We start from the raw sequence: 20,280 nt of genomic DNA on the forward strand, positions 1-20,280 counted from the left end.
ATTATAAATACCTATATGGATACCTAAATAATGCTTACATATCTGGGTGAGGTTGTATAACAGAATAAAACTTAAGTTGTCCGAAAGGTAAATAAGTAAATGGAAACAGGTGGTGATGTGAAAGGGGGCGGGTTAACCACCGTTACATAGTCGATTTTTTAGATTATTTATATATGCGATAATAAGGTATAGTAAAATTACAATAATATAATAGTAATAATAACTAATACTATTGACACATTACTATAAATATTTTATAATGTTTATAAAGCGATTATATATTGAGATAAAAATATCGAAAAGGGGGATAAATATGTTTAAATGGAAAGAAGAGTATTCTGTGGGGATTAAGGAGATAGATGACCAGCATAAAAAATTATTCAGTATTGCCGACGAATTATTTCTTGCCCTGGAAAATAATGAAGAGGGATTTGACCAGTATGACACTATTCACAAGCTATTAAAAGAATTGCATGACTATACTGTTTACCATTTTGAAACTGAAGAAGAATTAATGGAAAGACATGATTTTATTGGACTGGGTAGCCACAGGTTTCAGCATAAAATATTTGTTAAAAAACTGGAGGAAATTGACCTTGAAGAACTGGACCTTAATCAAAAGGAAGGAATTATGGATCTCCTGAATTTTATTGTAAACTGGATTGAGAAACATATTCTTGAAGAAGATCAGAAATATGGTCCATTTTTAAGAGAAAAAATTAATACATAAAATCATTACATAGTAAAGCCTAAATATTAAAGTTTAAAACATTGCCATAAAACCCTATTATAATTATGTTTTAAATGATTATGGAATAAAATAGGTATGAAATAAAATAGGTTATATACATAAAATTAAAAATATATTAAGATTAAGCTGACTATTACCAGTTTTGCTTAATCTTTTTTATATACATCATTAAAATTGCAGGTTTTTTTACCTGCAGTTTATTTTATGTGTGCCCGGGCATGAATAACAGTTATACGGTGAAAGTCCGGAACAGGGGTTTGCAACATCAACCGTTAACCGAAAACAAGGGGTGCCTGACGTGAGGTAGGATCCGGAGGAAACTTCACTACAGGAACACATTCCTCTTCTCCATTATTGGTGTACTTATATGGGGTGGCCTATATGAGTTTACATATATGGGTGAGGTTGTACAACACTAAAACCCTAAGTTGCTCGAAATGAATGTCAGTAAATGAAACGGGGGGATGTAAGAAGGTGGCGGGTTCCCGGGTCCTACTCAATTTAATTTAACCCACTAATTTTTTGATATATGAAAACTTTTTTTAAGTTTTAGGGAGGATTCTTGAGATTAATAGCGAAAAGTTATAAAGGGTATGAAATAATGTTGTATTTAATGGGTATACTAATTAGCAAATGTTGCATAGCTGGTGCTGGGGTTGAAGGGGGTGTCGGTTCTGGAGGTATATGTCGCAGATGAATCTGGTTTTTGTTTTGGAGTTAAACGAGCAATTAATCTAGCAATGGAAGCTGCCGGGAATAATAAAGAAGAAATCCCTGTATATACCCTGGGCCCTTTAATTCATAATCCACAGGTTGTAAAAAGATTAAAAGAGATGGGTATTGAATCTTTAGATTCACTTGATATAATTGATAATGGGGTTATCATTATACGGTCACATGGTGTACCCCCTGATATAATAGAGAAAGCCCGTCAAAAGGGTTTACATATAATAGACGCAACCTGTCCCTATGTAAAAAATGCCCAGAAGTATGCCAGAGAGCTTGTTGATAAAGGATACCAGACAATAATTTTTGGGGATAGAGACCACCCGGAAGTTATCGGTATCAACGGGGCAGCGCGTAATGAGTCCATTATTATAAGCAGTGAGAAGGAAATAAAAGATATTAACCTTTCCAGTAAAGTTGGGCTAATAGCCCAGACTACCAAATCACCTGCTTCTTTTCAAAAGATTGTAAGTTATATTTTACCTGAAGTTAAAGAGTTACGGATTTACAATACTATCTGTAGAACTACAGAAACAAGGCAAAAATCTGCCGTTGATTTAGCCAGACAGGTAGATGCTATGTTCGTAATTGGGGGAAAAAACAGTGCTAATACTACCCGGTTAGCAGAACTGTGTGCTGAAACTGGGACCCCAACTTATCATATAGAGACTGCCGGAGAGATTGATTTCAGGCAGTTGAAATCTTACAATAAAATAGGTATTACAGCAGGGGCTTCGACCCCAGACTGGTTAATTAAGGAGGTTATTGAGGCTATGAGTGAAGAAAAAAGAGATGCAGAATTACAGGAAGAAATTCAAGAGGGAGTAAATACTGATAATACTCCTGAAACACCAAATGGTGAAGAAAATCCCATTGAAAATGAGGAAGAATTTAACTACGATGACAATAATCCCGCTGATTTAAAAAAAGGTCAGCAGGTAAAAGGTAAAGTTGTAGAAATTGGGGATAATGGGGTTTATGTGGATGTCGGATATAAAACCGAAGGTTTAATACCCCTCAGGGAATTAAGCCACCGGGATTTTGAAGACCCCCATGAAATTGTCGAAGAAGGTGAAGAAATCGATGTAATCGTTCTTACCCTTGAAGATGAAGAAGGAAATATGGTCTTATCAAAAAAACGGGCTGATTTTGAGAAGGCCTGGGAGCGTATCCTGAAAGCCTATGAAAATGATGAAATCATCGAAGCAGAAGTTACCAGAGAAGTTAAAGGTGGTCTTGTAGTAGATATTGGTCTCCGTGGTTTTGTACATGCTTCCCATGTGGCAATTGGATATGTTGAAGATTTAAGTGATTATGTTGGGAAAACATTACGTTTAAAAGTTATAGAAGTTGAACGTGATAAAAACAATGTTGTTCTATCTGCTAAAAAAGTTCTGGAAGAAGAGAGAGAAAAGCAGAAAGAGAAAACCCTGGAAGAATTACAAGAAGGACAGGTTGTTAAAGGTAAAGTTACCAAGATAGTAGATTTTGGTGCTTTCGTGGATCTGGGAGGAATTGAAGGCCTCTTACACATTTCAGAAATGTCCTGGGGTAGGATAGAACATCCTTCTGAAGTATTGGAAGAAGGTCAGGAAATAGAGGTTAAAGTACTGGCAGTAAACAAAGAAGAGGAAAGAATCTCACTTGGACTAAAACAGCTTTTACCTGATCCCTGGGAAGAGTTTGCTAAAAAGCATTATGAAGGAGAGGTAGTTTCTGGTACAATTACTAAAATAGTAGACTTTGGAGCTTTCATGGAAATTGAAAATGGTATAGAGGGATTAATTCATATTTCACAGCTATCACATCGTCATGTAAAAACTCCAGATGAAGTAGTATCTGTAGGAGAAGAAATCAAGGCAGAGATTATTAATATTGACCCAGAGCAGAAAAGGGTTGGATTGAGTATAAAAGCACTTGAAGAACAACCAGAAACACCAAAAAAAGTCGAAGCACCAAAAAAGGAACCTACCAGGGAAAATGAATCTACCTCTGGAGTAACCATTGGAGAGATTGTTGGGGATATTCTTAAAAAAGAAGATGATAAATAATCACAGTTTAATATAATTTTTGCTGTTTTTAGATCATAACCGCCTCCGGGCGGTATTTTTTTTATGTATATACAACCTGATTGTGGGAAACATATTTTATAAAGAATACCAACCTGGAGGTGGCATGATGTCAATTGGTGCATTACTTCTTATTGTTCTAGGAGTTTTGATTTATTTTGGGGCTGCCCAGCGAGTACTGGATAAATTATATTTAACTGATATTATGGCTCTGGTTGTTATTGCCGGTATTATTATCGGTAGTTTCGTTGATTTTACCGTACTGCGGAATCCAGTGGTAACTATAAACCTGGGAGGGGCAATAATACCGGTTATTCTGGCTATTTACGTTTTAAGCAGGGCCGGTACTTACCGCGAACTGGTACGGACTATTATAGCAGTTGTCTTAACTGGTGGGGCTATATATGGTTTAAGTCAATTTTTTAAAAATTTTGGTCATGGCAGGGATATCATCGACCCCATGTATGTTTTTGCCATCAGTGGAGGTGTTATTGCCTATTTACTGGGAAGATCGAGGAGGGCTTCATTTATAGCAGGGACCCTAGGATATTTAACTTATAATTTAATTATTTTGGGGCAGGTATTAACTGGACGTGTTGTTTCTCAGGTTATGATCGGGGGAGCGGGTGCCTTTGATAGTATTATTATTTCGGGTTTACTGGCTGTGCTACTGGCTGAACTGGTCGGTGAGACCAGGGAACGCATCCAGGGAGGACCGGTCAGGGGTAATAATTTACCTGGCAAAGAAAGGAGGAGTGATGATGATGAGAAGTAATAGAGGTCTTTACAGTATACTTTTTATTTTTATAATTATATTATCATTGTCTGGATTTGTTTCTGCAGAATTTGTTGGCCACATTGAAGAAAATTGTGTTAAGGTATATGATAATGACGGTAATTATATATTCAGTACAGCCATGAAAGTATCAAAGGGTGATAGATATATTAATCAGGATAATATGGAGTATATTGTAGAATCTATTAACGGTAATCGTGCTATTGCCCGTAAAGTAGGTGAGGTGGATTTACTGGAAGGTATTAAAACAAAAGCAGGTGAATTACTGCCACTGGCTGCAGGTGGAAAAAAACTGATTGCCGTTTATCATACCCATAATGGTGAATCATACCTGCCAGGTCCTGAAAATATACCTGATAGAGGCGAGATTCATGAAATAGGTAGGGCATTTAAAGAAGCACTGGAAAAAAAGGGGATAAGGGCAATTCAATCTGACAACCTCCATTTACCCCATGATGGGGCGGCCTATGAAAGGTCAAGAGCGACTGCTGTTAACTTACTGAAAAAAAGACCAGACGCTATTTTTGACCTTCACCGGGATGCTGTTCCCAGTCGCAAAGAGTATTTAACCAGAGTGAATGGAAAGGTAGTAAGTCAGGTCAGACTGGTGGTAGGAAGGCAAAATCCTAACCGGGAGGTTAATGAAAAATTTGCTAAACAGTTAAAAGCAGTGGCTGATAAACAGTATCCGGGGTTAATCAGGGGTATATTTTTTGGGCGAGGTTCTTATAACCAGCATCTATCACCACACGCCCTCCTGTTAGAGTTTGGTACCCATGTTATTTCTGAAGGTCAGGCCAGGACAAGTGCTATTATGCTGGCTGATACGATTAATACTTTATTATATGGAGCCGGGGCCAGACCGGGTCAGGCACAGCAGAGTGAAGAAAACAAAAGTGCTTTTACTAACTTGATTCTGGTTGGGGCGGTAGTTATAATTGGCCTGGTTATCTATCTTTACCTTAATGAAGGCAGTTTTGAGGGTGTTATAAGAAGGTTAAAGAGGTTTCTGGGGAGAGAGGTACTTGATAAAGGAGATAATAAATAATGTTTGAATATGGTGACCTTCTGGTAACAAGCCTCCTGGTGGGGTCAATTTCGCGGGGATTAATGCTAAATGTTGACTATCGCCAGTTTCCCAGTTATCCCCATTCCTATGTGATACATTTAACCCTGGGTATGATTGCCTCTGCCCTGGGGGCTCTGGTTTTACCGGCTCTGGCGGAAAAGGAATATATTGCGGTAACTTTTTTGACTATTGGAGCTCAACAATTCAGGGATGTGAGAAACCTGGAACGGGAGAGTCTGGCCAGAATTGAAGAGACAGAGTTAATACCACGTGGTAAGGCTTATATTGAAGGGATTGCAAAACTTTTTGAAGCCAGGAATTACCTTGCCTTAATTACTTCCCTGGTTACAAGTATTATCTTTTTTTATACCAATATTTATCTGGCTGTAAGTGGAGGATTTTTAATAGCATATTTACTTCATCGGTTTATGAAAGGCCCTTATGTCTCAGATATAGCCAGGGTAAAAATAGTTCCTATAAACTTTAAAGGTAAAAATATAGGAATTGACGATGTGATTATTATGAATGTAGGTGAAGAAGAGGCTTTTCAGAAGTGGTATAATGAAGGGATCGGGATTAAAATTATCCCCAGAGATGAGGATGCCAGGGCTACCCTATCAAATGTTGGTCAAAGACAGACAATTCTCCATGATCTATCTATACTGATGGGGGTAAAACTCGATATCGGGGTACAACAATTTACTCCCCTGGCCAGGTTAAACCTGGATAATGGGACTTTAAATATTATTATGATTCCCCAGGAACCAGATGAGGAATTTATAAAAAAAGCTGTAGAAAAAATACCGGTAGTTGAAAGTTCTCAGCGTAAACCATTGAAAAGTAAAATGGGAAGGAAAGCAGCAGATTAATAATATGGGGGTTTGACAATGGGTGAAGATGTAAACTTAAGTAATAATATCCTTGCAGTGATTACCACAAAGGATAAAAGGGAGATGGTTAGTGGTGGGGCCCCTATATTTATTACAGAAGATAAGGAAGAGATGGAAAATGTCAGCATGCTTATTGCCCGGTTGACCCTGGGTATGGTTCATGACCTGGGTAATGGAGTCAAAATTATTATAAGACATTAACTAAAATTCTCTGTTCTAATATAGATATAAGGTGAAAATATGAGAATAATATTTCATCATAGAAGAAATGACCTGCTTTCTGAGTTTATTATTAAATATTATTTAAAATATGAAGAGGTTAAAAATAAAGATGGTCAGACAGAATTTAAGAAAAAATTAATCAGGGAAGTTGTAAATGAAGTTGTTCCTCAATACAAACCAGGGGAATTAAATTTTATTGGGCTAGATGGTTATGGAAACCAGGTTCTATTCATTAATAGAAAAAAACATGAGAAAATTGTTTTCAGGACTCTTTTGGGTATTAACAGGATTTTCTCAAGAAATAGTCCGATAATCCTCTTTAATGTAAGTGCTTTTGAGAATTATTATATAAAATTGGCAATATTTTTTAAAAGTATCGGAAATAACTATTATTGTAACAAGTTTCTGGAAAATGGTCTTGATATAAATATAAAAACCCTGGAAGATTATTTTGCAAGGTTAAATTGACATCAATAATAAGATTTAATAAGACCTGATGCTAAGACTTAATACGAGGTGGCCTTATGGTTATTATTTATTCCTGCTTTGGTAGTGCCCATTCTTCCGTGCTGGCGGCAGCTATCCATACTAACATGTTACCAGTGGATCGCATTCCGGAAACAGGAGAGATTATTAATCTTCCTTACTATGATAAAACCCCTTCTGACTTAATTGGAACCCCTTTTTATTTTGGTAAGGATGAAAGAGGGAATTTTATTTATATTCTCGGTACGGGAAAAGCCAGGCAAGTTATAGAAAATATGCTAAAAAGCTTTATTAACCTTGAAGGACTTGAAGGTGAAGTTATTATTAAAAATACCTTACAATATGTTAATGTCCTTGTCAGGGTTGGAGGTTATTTATCAAGGCGACTGGGTTTAGTTTTTCCGGGAAGATTGATGACGGTTTATGGTTTAAAGAAGGTTTACCCTGATTTTGTTGAGGTTGTAAAAAAAGTAAAAGAGGAAATAGGTATTGCTTATAAGTAATAAATATGGTATTATCTCCATACAGGGGGTAGCTAAATGCCTGTAATAAAAGCAATCGAACCAGGTAGTATTGCCGATGATATCGGACTTAAACCAGGTGATACCATATTGGAGATTAATGGTAAAAAGATAAATGATTATATAGATTACCAGCTTGAAATCTCTGAAGATTTTATAGATATACTTATCAAAAAAAAGAATGGTGATTACTGGGATATCAATGTCGAAAAAGATTACTCACAGAGACTGGGAATAGAGCTGGAAGGAATCATTTATGATGGATTAAAAAGGTGTCAAAATGATTGTCTTTTCTGCTTTGTAAAACAGATGCCGCCGGGTTTAAGAAAAACCCTTTACTTAAAAGATGATGACTACCGTTTTTCTTTCCTGCAGGGGAGTTTTATAACACTGACTAATCTGGATGAAAGTGATCTAAAACGGATTGCTTCTCTGCGTATTAGTCCACTTAATATATCGGTTCATACTACTGATCCTGTTTTACGGGAAAAGATGATGAAAAATACCAGGGCCGGTGAATTAAAAGGGCAGCTTGATTATTTATCTGAACACGGAATTAAATTTAATACCCAGATAGTTTTATGCCCGGGTATAAATGATGGGAGAGCACTTCATAAAACCATTGAAGATTTACTCAGCTTTTATCCTTCTTTACTATCTATAGGAATTGTCCCGGTCGGTATCACCCCGCTTCAGGAAGGGGCTATATCCCCTCAATAAGCCCCGGAAAAGTGAGGCTCAACAATTATTGAAACAGGTGGAAAAATGGCAGGAAATATGTCTCAAAAGGTTTAATAAACATATGGTCTATCCTGCTGATGAATTTTATTTTATTGCTGGGAAAACTATCCCATTCCGGGAAGAATATGACGGATTTCCCCAGCTGGAAAATGGAATTGGTCTAACCAGGTTATTATGGGATGATTTTAAAAAAATATATGAAAAGATGCCTGCTTCAGTTCCTGATAAAGATTTTGGTATTGTTACTTCTGAACTGGGAGCTAAGGCTTTAAAACCTGTTATTTCTGAACTAAAAAAAATTAAGGGACTTAATGTGATTTCAATTCCTGTTATTAACAATTTTTTTGGACAAACAGTTAATGTAACCGGTCTTTTAACCGGACAGGATATTATTAACCACCTACATAATTATCATGGCTTACCATAACATATTATTTTGCCCGGTATAGCTGTTAATGAAAATTGTAAATTCCTTGATAGCCTGTCAATACATGATATATTAAATGAGTTTCCTGATAAAAAAATATACCTTTGTTCCAACATTGATGAAGTAATGGAGGTGATAGTTAATGGCGAAGCCAGTAGTAGCTATTGTGGGACGTCCCAATGTCGGTAAATCAACTCTTTTTAATAGATTGGCCGGTTACAGGATTTCAATTGTAGAGGGAGAACCCAATGTGACCAGGGATCGTATCTATGCAGATGTAAACTGGCTTGATAGGTCTTTTATTATTGTTGATACCGGTGGTATTGATCCCTATGATAGGGACCAGATTAAAAATATGGTTAAGTACCAGGCCCAGATGGCAATAGATGAGGCCAGTCTTATACTCTTTGTTGTTGATGGCAGAAATGGACTGACGGCTACAGATGAGGAAGTTGCTGCCTTTTTGCGGAAAAGTAATAAAAAGGTTATACTTGTTGTTAATAAAGTCGATGATTTTAAAAATATGGAAGAAGACTGTTGGGAATTTTATACCCTCGGTTTTGACAAACTGATCCCCATTTCAGCAGAACATGGTAAAAATACAGGTGATCTCCTGGATGAAATAGTAAATATGTTACCGGAAAAAGGGCCAGAAGATTCCGATGATGATGCAATAGATGTTGCCATAATCGGGAAACCCAATGTAGGTAAGTCTTCACTGGTTAATTATATTGTGGGCCAGGAACGGGTTATAGTAAGTGATATTCCGGGGACAACGCGGGATGCCATTGATACCCTGGTAGAGAAAAATGGTCACAGGTATAATTTAATTGATACAGCAGGCCTAAGGAAGAAATCACGGGTAAAAGAAGCTACTGAATATTACAGTGCATTAAGGACAATAAAGGCAATAGACAGGTCTGATGGGGTTATAATGATGATTGATGCCCTGGAAGGGGTTACTGAGCAGGATAAAAAAATTGCAGGTTATGCTCATGAAGCCGGAAAGGCTATTGTTCTTGCTGTTAATAAATGGGATCTTGTTGAAAAAGATACCCATACTATGGAAAATTATAAAGAAGAAATATATTATAATTTAAAGTTTTTACAGTATGCTCCTGTTACTTTTATTTCAGCCCTTACTGGAAAGAGGGTTCAGGAGCTCTTAAAGCTAATTGAATATGTGGTTGATCAGAATTCACGTCGGGTTAAAACCGGATTATTAAATGAAGTGGTTCAGGAATCTATTCAGCTCAGAGAACCTCCCACCAGAAAGGGAAAAAAGTTAAAAATATTTTATACTACCCAGGTAGGAATAAAACCTCCGACTTTTGTCTTTTTTGTTAATAACCCCGGGCTTGTTCACTTTGCCTATCAACGTTATCTGGAAAATTCACTCAGAGATGCTTTTGGATTTGTGGGGAGCCCAATTAGATTGAAATTTAAACAAAAAACATAGAGGAGGGTATTATGGGTATTATAACGATAGCAATAGGTTATATAATAGGTTCAATTCCTTTTGCCTATATTGTAACCAGGTTAATCTCTGGTAAAGATGTCAGGAAATTTGGCAGTGGGAATGTAGGTGCGACCAATGCCACCAGGGTTATGGGGTTACCGTATGGTTTAATGGTTGCTGGCCTGGATATTTTTAAAGGATATATTGCTGTATTACTGGCACGGTTTATCCTTCCGGTGGAAACCCCCTATTATTTTATTATTCTGGCCGGGGTGGCAGCCATTATCGGTCATAACTGGTCTGTATTCTTAAAATTTACCGGGGGTAAGGGAGTAGCAACAACCTGTGGAGTATTATTAAATTTAATACCTGTAATTTTTTTAATATATGTACTAATCTGGATTGTGATAGTTCTCTCTACCAGATATGTTTCCCTTGCTTCAATATTAGGGGGGATTGCTTTACCTTTTGTTACATATTATGTAAATGGAAATATATTGAATGTTATTCTTACTGCTTTTCTGGGTATATTGATTTTATATAGACATAAAGGTAATATTAAACGGCTTCTTTCAGGAATCGAAAACAGAATGAAATGGCCTCCCAAGATTGAAGGGAGTGATAGTGATGTCAGATAGGATAAGTATTATCGGTGGAGGTAGCTGGGGGACTGCTATTGCCTATTTGTTGGCCATCAATGGTAAAAAAGTATTAATGTATGTCAGAGATAATAATCAGAAGGATTCAATAAATAAAAAAAGGGTAAATAATAAATATTTTCCTGATCATCAACTCCCTGAAGGGATTGAGGCCACCACAGATATTAAAGAGGTAGTTTCTTTCTCAAATATTGTATTTCTGGCAGTACCTACCCATGCTACCAGGGCTGTTATGAAAAAAATAAATCATCTTTTAAATGAAGAACAGATCCTTGTTTCTACAGCAAAAGGAATTGAAGAGGTCAATTTTTTACGTAATTCCCAGATAATCAAAGAATACTGTAACAATAAAATCGCCGTTTTATCGGGTCCGACCCATGCTGAAGAGGTTATAGATGGTCTGCCAACCGCTGTAGTGGTAGCCTCCCGGGACAAAGAAGTTGCAGAATCCATTCAGGATATCATGATGTCATCAACCTTCAGGGTATATACAAATCCTGATGTAGTCGGAGTAGAAATGGGTGGGGCTGTTAAAAATATAATTGCAGTGGCTGCTGGCATCGCTGATGGCCTTGGGTATGGTGATAATACCATGGCTGCCCTGATTACAAGGGGATTACATGAGATGAGTCGTCTCGGTGTTCATTTTGGAGGAAAATTACTTACTTTTGCCGGTCTGGCCGGTATGGGGGACCTGGTTGTTACCTGTACCAGTAATCATAGCAGGAACAGGAGATTTGGTATAAAAGTAGGAAAGGGTATGAATACGGAAGAGGCCCTGTCAAGTGTAAATCAGGTTGTCGAAGGGGTCAGGACTACCAGGGCGGTTTATGATTGGTATCAGGGTAAAAAACTTAATTTTGAATTACCTATAACCAGTCAAATTTATCAGGTATTATTCAATGATAAAAATCCCCTTGATGCGGTTAATGAATTAATGTTAAGGGGGCCAAAACATGAAATTGAAGAAGTTGTTGATGATGTGAACTGGTAGTTGTCCAGATAAAAAGTTAACATAGGTTTGTCAAAACAGGGTAAACAACCCTGTTTTTTTTATGTTTAATGGTGGCATATTTTAGACTTGCACTCATATATATATAATGATATCCGAGGGGCATAAATATATATTAACTATAAACCTTAGGAGGGATGAAAGTTTTGACAAACACAGATAATAAAAAGGGGGGAGGAGAAATGGAGAAATTTGATATCTACAAGGATATCGCCGAAAGAACTAATGGAGATATCTATATAGGGGTGGTTGGACCTGTCCGGACCGGAAAATCAACTTTTATTAAAAAATTTATGGAACATAATGTTCTTCCTATAATAGAAGATAAATTTATTAAAGAGAGAGCCAATGATGAATTACCCCAGAGTTCCAGTGGCCGAATGATTATGACCACAGAACCAAAATTTGTTCCTGAAGAAGCCATTGAAATAAAGCTAGAAGACAATCTTTCCTTCAGGGTCAGGTTAATAGACTGTGTTGGCTATACAGTACCTGGAGCAGTAGGTTATGAAGATGAAGAAGGCCCCAGGATGGTTTCTACTCCATGGTATGACCACGATATTCCCTTCCAGGAAGCTGCAGAAGTAGGAACCCAGAAGGTAATTAATGAACACTCTACTATCGGGCTTGTTATAACCACTGACGGCAGTTTTACTGAGATTCCAAGACATAATTTTGTAATGGCAGAAGAAAGGGTTGTCAATGAATTAAAAGGAATTGGAAAACCATTTATTATATTATTAAATTCTTCCCACCCCGGCAGTGAAGAGACAGTTGACCTTGCTCAAAAGCTAACTGAAAAATATGATGTTCCAGTGGTACCCGTCGATTGTATTAATTTAAGTAAAAATGACATTGATAACATATTGAAAAAAGTATTATATGAATTTCCAGTCAAAGAATTTTATATTAATCTTCCCAGCTGGTTAAATAAGCTACCGGATGATCACTGGTTGAAACAAAGTTATGATGAAACCATAAGGGCTTCAGTAGCCAATGTCGAAAAAATAAGGGATATTGATGAAGTTGTTGATTTGCTGGCAGATAATGAGAATACCCAGGAGGTATTCCTGGAGAACATCAATTTAGGAGAAGGATTAGCTACCATATCAGTTGGTTTACTGGATAATCTTTTCTATGAGATTATAAAAGAATTTTCCGGGTTTGAAGTCAGTAATGATGAAGATTTACTCAGTCTTATTCAAGATTTAAGCCATGCCAAAAAACAGTATGACAAGGTTGCCCAGGCAATGATTGATGTTCAGGAAAAAGGATATGGAATTGTAACACCGGATCTTACCGATATGAGTTTTGATGAACCAGAACTTATAAAACGTGGTAATCAGTTTGGTGTTAAACTAAAGGCATCTGCTCCATCTATACATATGATAAGGGCTGATATTCAGGCTGAAGTTTCACCGGTAGTTGGAACAGAGAAACAATCTGAAGAATTAATTAAGTTCTTACAGGCTGACTTTGATGAAAACCCCAATGCAATCTGGAATACAGAGTTTCTGGGTCGTTCCCTACATGATCTTGTCCAGGAGGGCATATCAAATAAACTATACCGTATGCCAGAAAATGTACAGCGAAAACTCAGGGATACAATAGAAAAAATAGTGAATGAGGGCAGTGGAGGCCTGTTATGTATAATCCTCTAGACAAACAAAACATGTATTTTTTTTTAAAGCTTGAGGTAAAATAACCTTGAGCATTTTTTTTATAAAAAAATTTTTCAGAAAAAGCAGGAGAATTGGTGTTATACCACGAATAATAAGAAATGAAAATGCATTATCGATATACTTTAAGGAGGTGAATATCATGACAAAAACTGATTTAGTTGATGCTGTTGCTGCAAAAACTGGTTTAACAAAAAAGGACAGCAATAAAGCAGTAAAAGCAGTTTTTGATTCAATTGTCGAACATTTAAGTGATGAGTCTAAAAAAGCCGAAGGTGATCGTGATAGTGTACAGATAATTGGATTTGGTACTTTTGAAGTTAAAGATCGTAGTGCCCGTAAGGGACGTAATCCCCAGACCGGTGAGGAGATTACTATTCCGGCCAGGACAGTACCTGTTTTCAGGCCTGGTAAATCATTTAAAGAAGCTGTAGAAAAATAAAGAAACATGTAAAATAAAAGTTCTATTAAAAGGACTTACATAAATATTATTTTTAAAGAAAGGGTTTTTAATCCCTTTCTTTTTTTTATTTTTTAAAGTATTGAAAAAAGATCTAAACATATATTTTATACAAAGGAGTTGATACCAAGTGGTGAAAATTAATGTTATTTAATAAGGGGGATAAAACAATTGTTATTATGGGTGATAATAAAATAACAGTGAGTATAGCCCGGATATTAAGTAAAAATAATGATGTAGTTTTGATTTCTAAAGACCCTCTGCTACTGGAGAATAACAGGGCCCTGGATGTTGAGTTTATTGTCAGTAGTAATAAAGGACTATTTTCTATAATGGATAATATTGGTTTTAAAAAATCTGACATATTCTTATCCTTGACCGCCAGTGATGAATTTAATTTATTTGCCTCTTACCTGGCTAAAAATAAAGGAGCTGATAAGACTGTAAGTCTTGTTAACAATAATTCTTATCTGGAATTAGAAGCAGGTGACTGGGTTGATTTGATATTTAATCCCAACCAGATATTAACCGATCTAATCAGTGTTCTGTTAAAGGATACCAGATTAATAAATATAAAAAACCTAATACCGGGTAAAGTTGATGTTACCCAGGTTACGGTTACTCCTGGTGATAAATTATCATATTTAAAAATAAAAAATATAGATTTTAATAATGGAATTATTGTTGCCATTAAAAGAGGAAATAAATATATTTTTCCAGACCCAGAATTACCATTATACCCTGACGACAGGTTATTTATATTATATAAGAGGGGAATGGTCAGTAAATTATTAAAAAATTTTATAAAAAAGCGCCATAGTAAAAAGAAAATATTTATTCTGGGGGGTAATAAACTTTCCGTGTCACTGGTAAAGGCCTGGGAGGGCATATATAAGAGGTTAATAATTATTGAACCTGATTTAAATCAGTGTAATCATCTTGCTGAAAAACTTGAAGATATTTTAATACTTCATGGAAATGGTGTAGACCTTAATTTGCTAAGGGAAGAAGGACTTGATAAGGATAGTATTTATGTTGGTTCCAGTCTTGGTGATTTATCAAATATTCTGGGTAGTTATATTGCCATGAAAACTGGTTGTACAGAAGTAGTTACTGTATTACATAACCCAGTTTATAAAGGAGTAGCTAATATCCTGGGCCTGAAGATGGTTATAAGTTTACCGGAACAGATAGCAAAATATGTGTCCAATTATTTATCTTCAGGTGAGGATATAAACCCCCATATATTTGGAGATAGAATTAGAATACGACAGATTCAAATAAACACACTTCCTCCCCGTTTAAGGGGTAATCTCGGAGAACTTGTAATACCACAGGGAGTAATTATAGCTGTAATATTGAGAAAAGGCCAGACCTTGATACCTGCTAAAAATAATAAAATTAAAAAGGGGGATAAGTTAGTTATAATCTATGATGTAGATAGGGAAGATAAAGTTATGGGATTTTTTTATGAATTTAGGAATTAAAATACTCTATTTATATTTGTTTAGTATTTAAAAATACATGAATGGCCCTCAGGGGTTAATGGTTATGGCCAGAAGCCATATTGTTTTTTATCCCCAGTTGACATTAATATTATTGCTGTACTTAATAAAGTTGAAAAGGGGGTCTTTATCCAGTAGTGATTTTTGTAAACTGGCTAACTCATTTATAGTTGTATTGCTGGACATATGTATGTTAATGGTTAAATTTATTAATTTATCAAGTTCATTATTAACAGTACCTTCAATAATTAAATAGAGATTTCTTATGTTTATACCTTTTTCTTCACTGTTTTTTCTAATAGTCATTGTTAAACTCCCACAGAGGGAAAGAGCGAAATATTCAAAAGGGTGAGGATATCTTTTAAAATTATTGAATTCAGTAGTTAAATCGGAATGAAAATGGGGAAAATGTGGAATATTTAAGGTCATATTTTTATTTCCGTTCCATTGTCCTTCTATTCTGAAGGTATCCAATTTTTGACCTCCTTTTTTAATTTAAACTTAGTTTACCCTTTTTATAAAATATTTATAGCTAAATTCATTATTTATACAGGTAAAATATCTATTAAAAACTATTTTTAAAAAGATTTATAGAGGATTTTTTGTTTTATTCTAGAAGTAAACTTGTAGTCTACATAATTATTCCATACTTTTATTTTTTTAAATACATATAAGGAGTGGTATGATTGAAAAGAATAATTGCTATCACATTAATCCTGGTTTTATTAATTTCTTTACCGGTAATGGCTAATGGACAATTACCGGATGTAGATAGTGAAAATATTGCTCAGATAACTTTAAAAAAGGTTGCTACACGGGAGGAGAGGTCAAGAATAATTGCAGCAGGTACCCTCGGGGCACTGGGAGCAGGTACTTTTATTCTGGGATTTACAATGGATGATCCAGATGCCCGGACCGCTCTTCAGGTCAGTGGGGGTGTTCTGGCAGTAATAGGTGGGATAAGATATATTTTAAAAGGCCCGGCTGAAAGGGAATTTGAAGAAGTAATGTCGTTTCCTATAAAAGACAGAGAATACGCTGCTGAGGACTCTTTAGATTATCTGGCCCAGAATGCTCGAAAAAATAGAATCATTCAGGGTGTTTCCTATGCCGGTATGGCTATATATTATTTGACGGCTGATGAAAATGCATATTCCGATGATGCTGATAATACTTATAGTGCTATATTTTGTGCGGGAATGGCTGCATATAGTTTTCTAAACCAAAGTTATGTAGAAAAAGCCAATGAAAAGGTTAAAAGGGTTAAAGCAGAGTCCCGGGATAATTTGCAGGTTGGTTTTGTTCCGGGGCAGGAACAACGGCTAGTTATTTCTTATAATTTTTAAAATACTGCCATAACCAAATTTTTTATATTTTGATAGCTTTTCAAGCTTCAATTAAATATTTATTTTTTTATTTTTAAATTCTCTTATTATATATAGAGTTTATTGTTGTATTCCACCCCTCATATCTATTGTATCTTGAACATAATTATAGTTTAGAAAATTATGGGGTGGAATTAAATGAATTATAAAGCAATACTAAATATTCTGGGGACATTATTGATAATAGTGGCTGCGGCCATGATACTTCCTGTTCTTGTTGGGTTATATTACAGGGAAAAGGATATCTTTGCCTTTATAATTACATCTGGAATTACCTATTTGAGTGGGAAATTATTAAAAAAGTGCACATATGAGGGAAAGGGTTTACAGTATAAGGATGGTTTTGTTGTAGTTACCCTGGGATGGTTTTTGGTATCTATTTACGGGGCCCTGCCCTTTTTAATCTCAGGTGTTTTTAAAAACCCAATTGATGCTTTTTTTGAATCTGTATCTGGTTTTACCACAACAGGAGCAACGGTGATAATGTCTCTGGAAAGTGTCAGTAAAACCGTTTTATTCTGGAGGAGTTTAACCCACTGGTTGGGTGGTATGGGAATTATTGTGATGACAATGGCAATACTGCCTGAGCTGGCAGGTAATATGCATCTATTTAAGGCTGAAGTTCCAGGTCCGCTTCACAACAGAATTCAGCCCCGAATTCAGGATACAGCCAAAACGCTGTGGCTGTTATATTTTTTTATAACAATATGTGAAATTATTTTACTGTGGATATCGGGGGTGCCTTTCTTTGAGTCAATAATTCATTCTTTTGGAACTGTCTCTACAGGAGGGTTTTCATCCCGGGCTTTAAGTGTCAAGGCCTATAACAGCCTGTTGGTTGATACGATAGTTACTTTTTTTATGTTTGTGGCCGGTACCAACTTTAATTTGATTTATGATTTGTTCAGAGGGAAAATAAGGACGTTTATAAAAGATGAAGAATTCAGGTTTTATATCTGGATACTGCTTATTGCTATTTTTCTTGTTTCAATTAATTTAATTTTTAATGTTTATGATAATCCTAATGATGCAATCCGATATGCTTCATTCCAGGTGGTTTCCATATCGAGCACTACTGGATATGCTACTGTTGACTATGATACCTGGCCTCCTTTTAGCCGCTGGATTTTATTGATATTGATGTTTATCGGGGGAAGTGCCGGGTCAACTGCCGGGGGAATAAAGGTAATTCGAATTAAGGTATTGTTTAAAAAAGGGTTACAGGAACTTTACTATTTACTCCACCCCCGGGCCATTAAAAAAATAAAAATTAATAAAATGGTTGTGTCTGAAAGGGTTTCAACAAGTATTCTCGGGTTTTTTTTTCTGTATATTATGGTTTTTGTAATGGTTACCGTAGTCCTGACCTACTTTGGTATAGATTTGATCAGTGCTATATCAGCAGTGGCTGCTACTCTGGGAAATATAGGACCTGGTCTGGAGCTGGTGGGACCGTTAAATTCATATTTACCATTCCCCGATTCTGCTAAATTATTATTATCCTTCTGTATGATGTTGGGGAGACTTGAAATCTATACAATCCTGGTGTTTATGTTTATGGACTGGAGGTAAAATATAACATCAGAAAGTTATGTAAACTTTCTCTTGAAATTTTTATATATTTTGGTATAATCAAAAAAGCCAGTATAGGTCGGTTTTTGTCTTATTTTTTGATATAATAATATTAAAATAGAGTAGAAATTATAACAGGAAATAGGAGGTTATATTATGTCTAAAAAAATATTAATAGTTGACGATGCTGCATTTATGAGACTAACCTTAAAGAATTTGCTTGAGAATGAGGGGTATGATGTAATTGGAGAGGCTTCTAATGGGCAGGAGGCTGTAGAACTTTATCAGGAATTAGAGCCTGATCTGGTTACTCTGGATATTACTATGCCGGAAATGGATGGTATTTCGGCCTTAAAAGAAATTAAAGGAATTGATCCGGACGCAAAAATTATTATGTGCAGTGCCATGGGGCAACAATCAATGGTTATTGAAGCAATTGAAGCAGGAGCTAAAGATTTTATAGTCAAGCCCTTTAAAGAGGATAGAGTTAAGAAAGCTGTTAAAAAAATATTTAATAAAGATTAAGACAGATGTAATATATTCAATGAGGTAATGAGTATAAGAATTTTTGAGAATTATTATTTTTACAAAATGAGGGGTTGTACATATGTCTATTGAAAGGGATTATTTAGTTAGAGGAACAGCTGCCGGTAATTCGGTACGTTTTTTTGCAGCCACTACAGGTAACCTGGTCAAGGAAGCTCAACAGCGTCATAGTCTATCACCAACTGCCTGTGCTGCCCTGGGAAGGTTATTAACAGGTGGAGCTATGTTCGGGGTTATGTTAAAAGAAGGAGAAGATGTAACCCTTCAGATTAAAGGGGATGGTCCTCTGGGCACCCTTATGGTGACAGCTGATAGTCGTGGCCATGTCCGGGGTTATGTGGAAAATCCCTCTGTTCACTTACCACTAAATGAAAAGGGTAAGTTGAATGTCGGTTCTGCAATCGGTAAGGGTATGTTATATGTAATAAAGGATTTAAAAATGAAGGAACCCTACCGGGGATCTACTCCATTAATTTCTGGAGAGATTGGTGATGATTTAACTTATTACCTCACCAGATCAGAACAAATACCCTCTGCTGTTGCCCTTGGTGTTCTCGTTGATAAAGGAGCCCGGGTCAGGGCCAGTGGAGGATTTATGCTACAATTACTCCCAGATCATGGTGATAATGTTGTCAGTATACTGGAAACAAGATTAAATAAACTAAAGGATATTAGCCGTAAAATAGATAATGGTATGACACCCGAAGATATGGTTGATTTGCTGTTAAATGGGCTGGACTGGGACATAAAATCCAGGGTGGATTTAAAATTTCAGTGTAACTGTTCCCGGGAGAAAATGGAACAAGTAATAGTATCTCTCGGGAAAGATGAAGTTGATGCCATTATAAAAGAACAGGGTAAAATTGAGGCCCAGTGTCGTTTTTGTAATGAAAATTATATTTTTTCTCCAGAAGAAGTTAGTCAGCTATTTAAGTCGCAATTTTAACGTTATTAGTATATAAAACAATAATATATAACCTAAATGGGGGTTTAATAAAAATGGGTTTTTTTAATTTTATAAATAATCTTTTTAAACCAAAGAAGGATTATAATCTTGTAACTGTATACCTGAAGGATAATAAATGTGGTAATAAAATGAAATTAGTTTTAAGAAAAAGTTATGATATCCATCGGGTTTATGATAAGAAAAGGGAAGAAGAATTTAAGTTAACTAAAGTTGTTATATGTGATAAGTGTTATCATAAAATAAAGGTTGAGCTTGGTTTTGATAAATCATACAATATTATAACCAAGGATATAAAAGGAGGAACACTAATAACTGAAGAAGAATATAACAGCTAATTG

Annotated in this window: 22 protein-coding genes; 21 read left to right on the forward strand and 1 reads right to left on the reverse strand. The window is 35.8% G+C overall.

Features of this window, described 5'->3' with window-relative positions:
* Nucleotides 1–313 precede the first annotated feature (313 nt).
* The 16 genes from HORE_RS05480 (at nucleotide 314) to HORE_RS05550 (ending at nucleotide 15,454) form a co-directional block, all read left to right on the forward strand.
* Nucleotides 314–730, forward strand: a complete 417-nt coding sequence (locus HORE_RS05480; protein WP_012635985.1) for a bacteriohemerythrin — start codon at nucleotides 314–316, stop codon at nucleotides 728–730.
* A gap of 686 nt (nucleotides 731–1,416) precedes the next feature.
* Nucleotides 1,417–3,528 carry a bifunctional 4-hydroxy-3-methylbut-2-enyl diphosphate reductase/30S ribosomal protein S1 gene (locus HORE_RS05485; RefSeq protein WP_050748605.1) on the forward strand — a complete coding sequence of 704 codons (2,112 nt, stop codon included), beginning with the start codon at nucleotides 1,417–1,419 and terminating at the stop codon, nucleotides 3,526–3,528.
* A 127-nt stretch (nucleotides 3,529–3,655) separates the two neighbouring features.
* On the forward strand, nucleotides 3,656–4,321 hold the full coding sequence (locus tag HORE_RS05490) for a DUF1614 domain-containing protein (protein WP_012635987.1): 666 nt from the start codon (nucleotides 3,656–3,658) through the stop codon (nucleotides 4,319–4,321).
* On the forward strand, nucleotides 4,308–5,390 hold the full coding sequence (spoIIP, locus tag HORE_RS05495) for a stage II sporulation protein P (RefSeq protein ID WP_050748606.1): 1,083 nt from the start codon (nucleotides 4,308–4,310) through the stop codon (nucleotides 5,388–5,390). The genes HORE_RS05490 and spoIIP overlap by 14 nt, the downstream gene beginning before the upstream one ends.
* The gene (locus tag HORE_RS05500) at nucleotides 5,390–6,280 is read left to right on the forward strand and encodes a YIEGIA family protein (protein WP_012635989.1); all 891 of its coding nucleotides are present in this window, start codon (nucleotides 5,390–5,392) and stop codon (nucleotides 6,278–6,280) included. Before spoIIP ends, HORE_RS05500 begins: the two co-directional genes overlap by 1 nt.
* Before the next feature lie 18 nt (nucleotides 6,281–6,298).
* The gene (locus tag HORE_RS05505) at nucleotides 6,299–6,502 is read left to right on the forward strand and encodes a capping complex subunit for YIEGIA (RefSeq protein ID WP_012635990.1); all 204 of its coding nucleotides are present in this window, start codon (nucleotides 6,299–6,301) and stop codon (nucleotides 6,500–6,502) included.
* A gap of 39 nt (nucleotides 6,503–6,541) precedes the next feature.
* Nucleotides 6,542–6,991: a DUF3189 family protein gene (locus HORE_RS05510; RefSeq protein WP_012635991.1), complete on the forward strand. Its 450-nt coding sequence runs from the start codon at nucleotides 6,542–6,544 to the stop codon at nucleotides 6,989–6,991.
* Between the two features lie 56 nt (nucleotides 6,992–7,047).
* Nucleotides 7,048–7,512, forward strand: coding sequence for a DUF3189 family protein (locus tag HORE_RS05515; protein WP_012635992.1), 465 nt, complete (start codon nucleotides 7,048–7,050; stop codon nucleotides 7,510–7,512).
* 36 nt (nucleotides 7,513–7,548) lie between these two features.
* Nucleotides 7,549–8,250, forward strand: a complete 702-nt coding sequence (locus HORE_RS12405) for a PDZ domain-containing protein (protein ID WP_050748607.1) — start codon at nucleotides 7,549–7,551, stop codon at nucleotides 8,248–8,250.
* A 28-nt stretch (nucleotides 8,251–8,278) separates the two neighbouring features.
* A complete protein-coding gene (locus HORE_RS12410; RefSeq protein WP_050748608.1) occupies nucleotides 8,279–8,698 on the forward strand; it encodes a DUF512 domain-containing protein in 420 nt (139 codons plus the stop codon).
* 142 nt (nucleotides 8,699–8,840) lie between these two features.
* Nucleotides 8,841–10,157 (forward strand): ribosome biogenesis GTPase Der, encoded by a 1,317-nt coding sequence (gene der / locus HORE_RS05525; protein WP_012635993.1) that lies wholly within the window; start codon nucleotides 8,841–8,843, stop codon nucleotides 10,155–10,157.
* Between the two features lie 11 nt (nucleotides 10,158–10,168).
* The gene (gene plsY, locus HORE_RS05530; protein ID WP_012635994.1) at nucleotides 10,169–10,795 is read left to right on the forward strand and encodes a glycerol-3-phosphate 1-O-acyltransferase PlsY; all 627 of its coding nucleotides are present in this window, start codon (nucleotides 10,169–10,171) and stop codon (nucleotides 10,793–10,795) included.
* A complete protein-coding gene (locus HORE_RS05535) occupies nucleotides 10,785–11,810 on the forward strand; it encodes an NAD(P)H-dependent glycerol-3-phosphate dehydrogenase (RefSeq protein WP_012635995.1) in 1,026 nt (341 codons plus the stop codon). The genes plsY and HORE_RS05535 overlap by 11 nt, the downstream gene beginning before the upstream one ends.
* A gap of 200 nt (nucleotides 11,811–12,010) precedes the next feature.
* A complete protein-coding gene (gene spoIVA, locus HORE_RS05540; protein ID WP_041606437.1) occupies nucleotides 12,011–13,489 on the forward strand; it encodes a stage IV sporulation protein A in 1,479 nt (492 codons plus the stop codon).
* 160 nt (nucleotides 13,490–13,649) lie between these two features.
* Nucleotides 13,650–13,949, forward strand: coding sequence for an HU family DNA-binding protein (locus tag HORE_RS05545; protein ID WP_041605905.1), 300 nt, complete (start codon nucleotides 13,650–13,652; stop codon nucleotides 13,947–13,949).
* A gap of 161 nt (nucleotides 13,950–14,110) precedes the next feature.
* Nucleotides 14,111–15,454 (forward strand): TrkA C-terminal domain-containing protein, encoded by a 1,344-nt coding sequence (locus HORE_RS05550; RefSeq protein ID WP_012635998.1) that lies wholly within the window; start codon nucleotides 14,111–14,113, stop codon nucleotides 15,452–15,454.
* An 87-nt stretch (nucleotides 15,455–15,541) separates the two neighbouring features.
* On the opposite strand, the gene HORE_RS05555 is transcribed toward HORE_RS05550, so the two are convergent.
* A complete protein-coding gene (locus tag HORE_RS05555) occupies nucleotides 15,542–15,946 on the reverse strand; it encodes an OsmC family protein (protein ID WP_012635999.1) in 405 nt (134 codons plus the stop codon).
* Between the two features lie 212 nt (nucleotides 15,947–16,158).
* Here HORE_RS05555 and HORE_RS05560 point away from each other — a divergent pair, with 212 nt between their 5' ends.
* The 5 genes from HORE_RS05560 (at nucleotide 16,159) to HORE_RS05580 (ending at nucleotide 20,277) form a co-directional block, all read left to right on the forward strand.
* On the forward strand, nucleotides 16,159–16,818 hold the full coding sequence (locus tag HORE_RS05560; protein ID WP_012636000.1) for a hypothetical protein: 660 nt from the start codon (nucleotides 16,159–16,161) through the stop codon (nucleotides 16,816–16,818).
* Between the two features lie 177 nt (nucleotides 16,819–16,995).
* Nucleotides 16,996–18,429 carry a TrkH family potassium uptake protein gene (locus HORE_RS05565; RefSeq protein ID WP_012636001.1) on the forward strand — a complete coding sequence of 478 codons (1,434 nt, stop codon included), beginning with the start codon at nucleotides 16,996–16,998 and terminating at the stop codon, nucleotides 18,427–18,429.
* Between the two features lie 156 nt (nucleotides 18,430–18,585).
* Nucleotides 18,586–18,954, forward strand: coding sequence for a response regulator (locus HORE_RS05570; protein ID WP_012636002.1), 369 nt, complete (start codon nucleotides 18,586–18,588; stop codon nucleotides 18,952–18,954).
* Nucleotides 18,955–19,036: 82 nt separating this feature from the next.
* Nucleotides 19,037–19,921, forward strand: a complete 885-nt coding sequence (gene hslO, locus HORE_RS05575; RefSeq protein WP_012636003.1) for an Hsp33 family molecular chaperone HslO — start codon at nucleotides 19,037–19,039, stop codon at nucleotides 19,919–19,921.
* Nucleotides 19,922–19,974: 53 nt separating this feature from the next.
* Nucleotides 19,975–20,277, forward strand: coding sequence for a hypothetical protein (locus HORE_RS05580; protein ID WP_012636004.1), 303 nt, complete (start codon nucleotides 19,975–19,977; stop codon nucleotides 20,275–20,277).
* The last annotated feature ends 3 nt before the right edge of the window (nucleotides 20,278–20,280 follow it).

The sequence above is a fragment of the Halothermothrix orenii H 168 genome, assembly GCF_000020485.1.
In the GTDB taxonomy this organism is placed as follows: domain Bacteria; phylum Bacillota; class Halanaerobiia; order Halanaerobiales; family Halothermotrichaceae; genus Halothermothrix; species Halothermothrix orenii.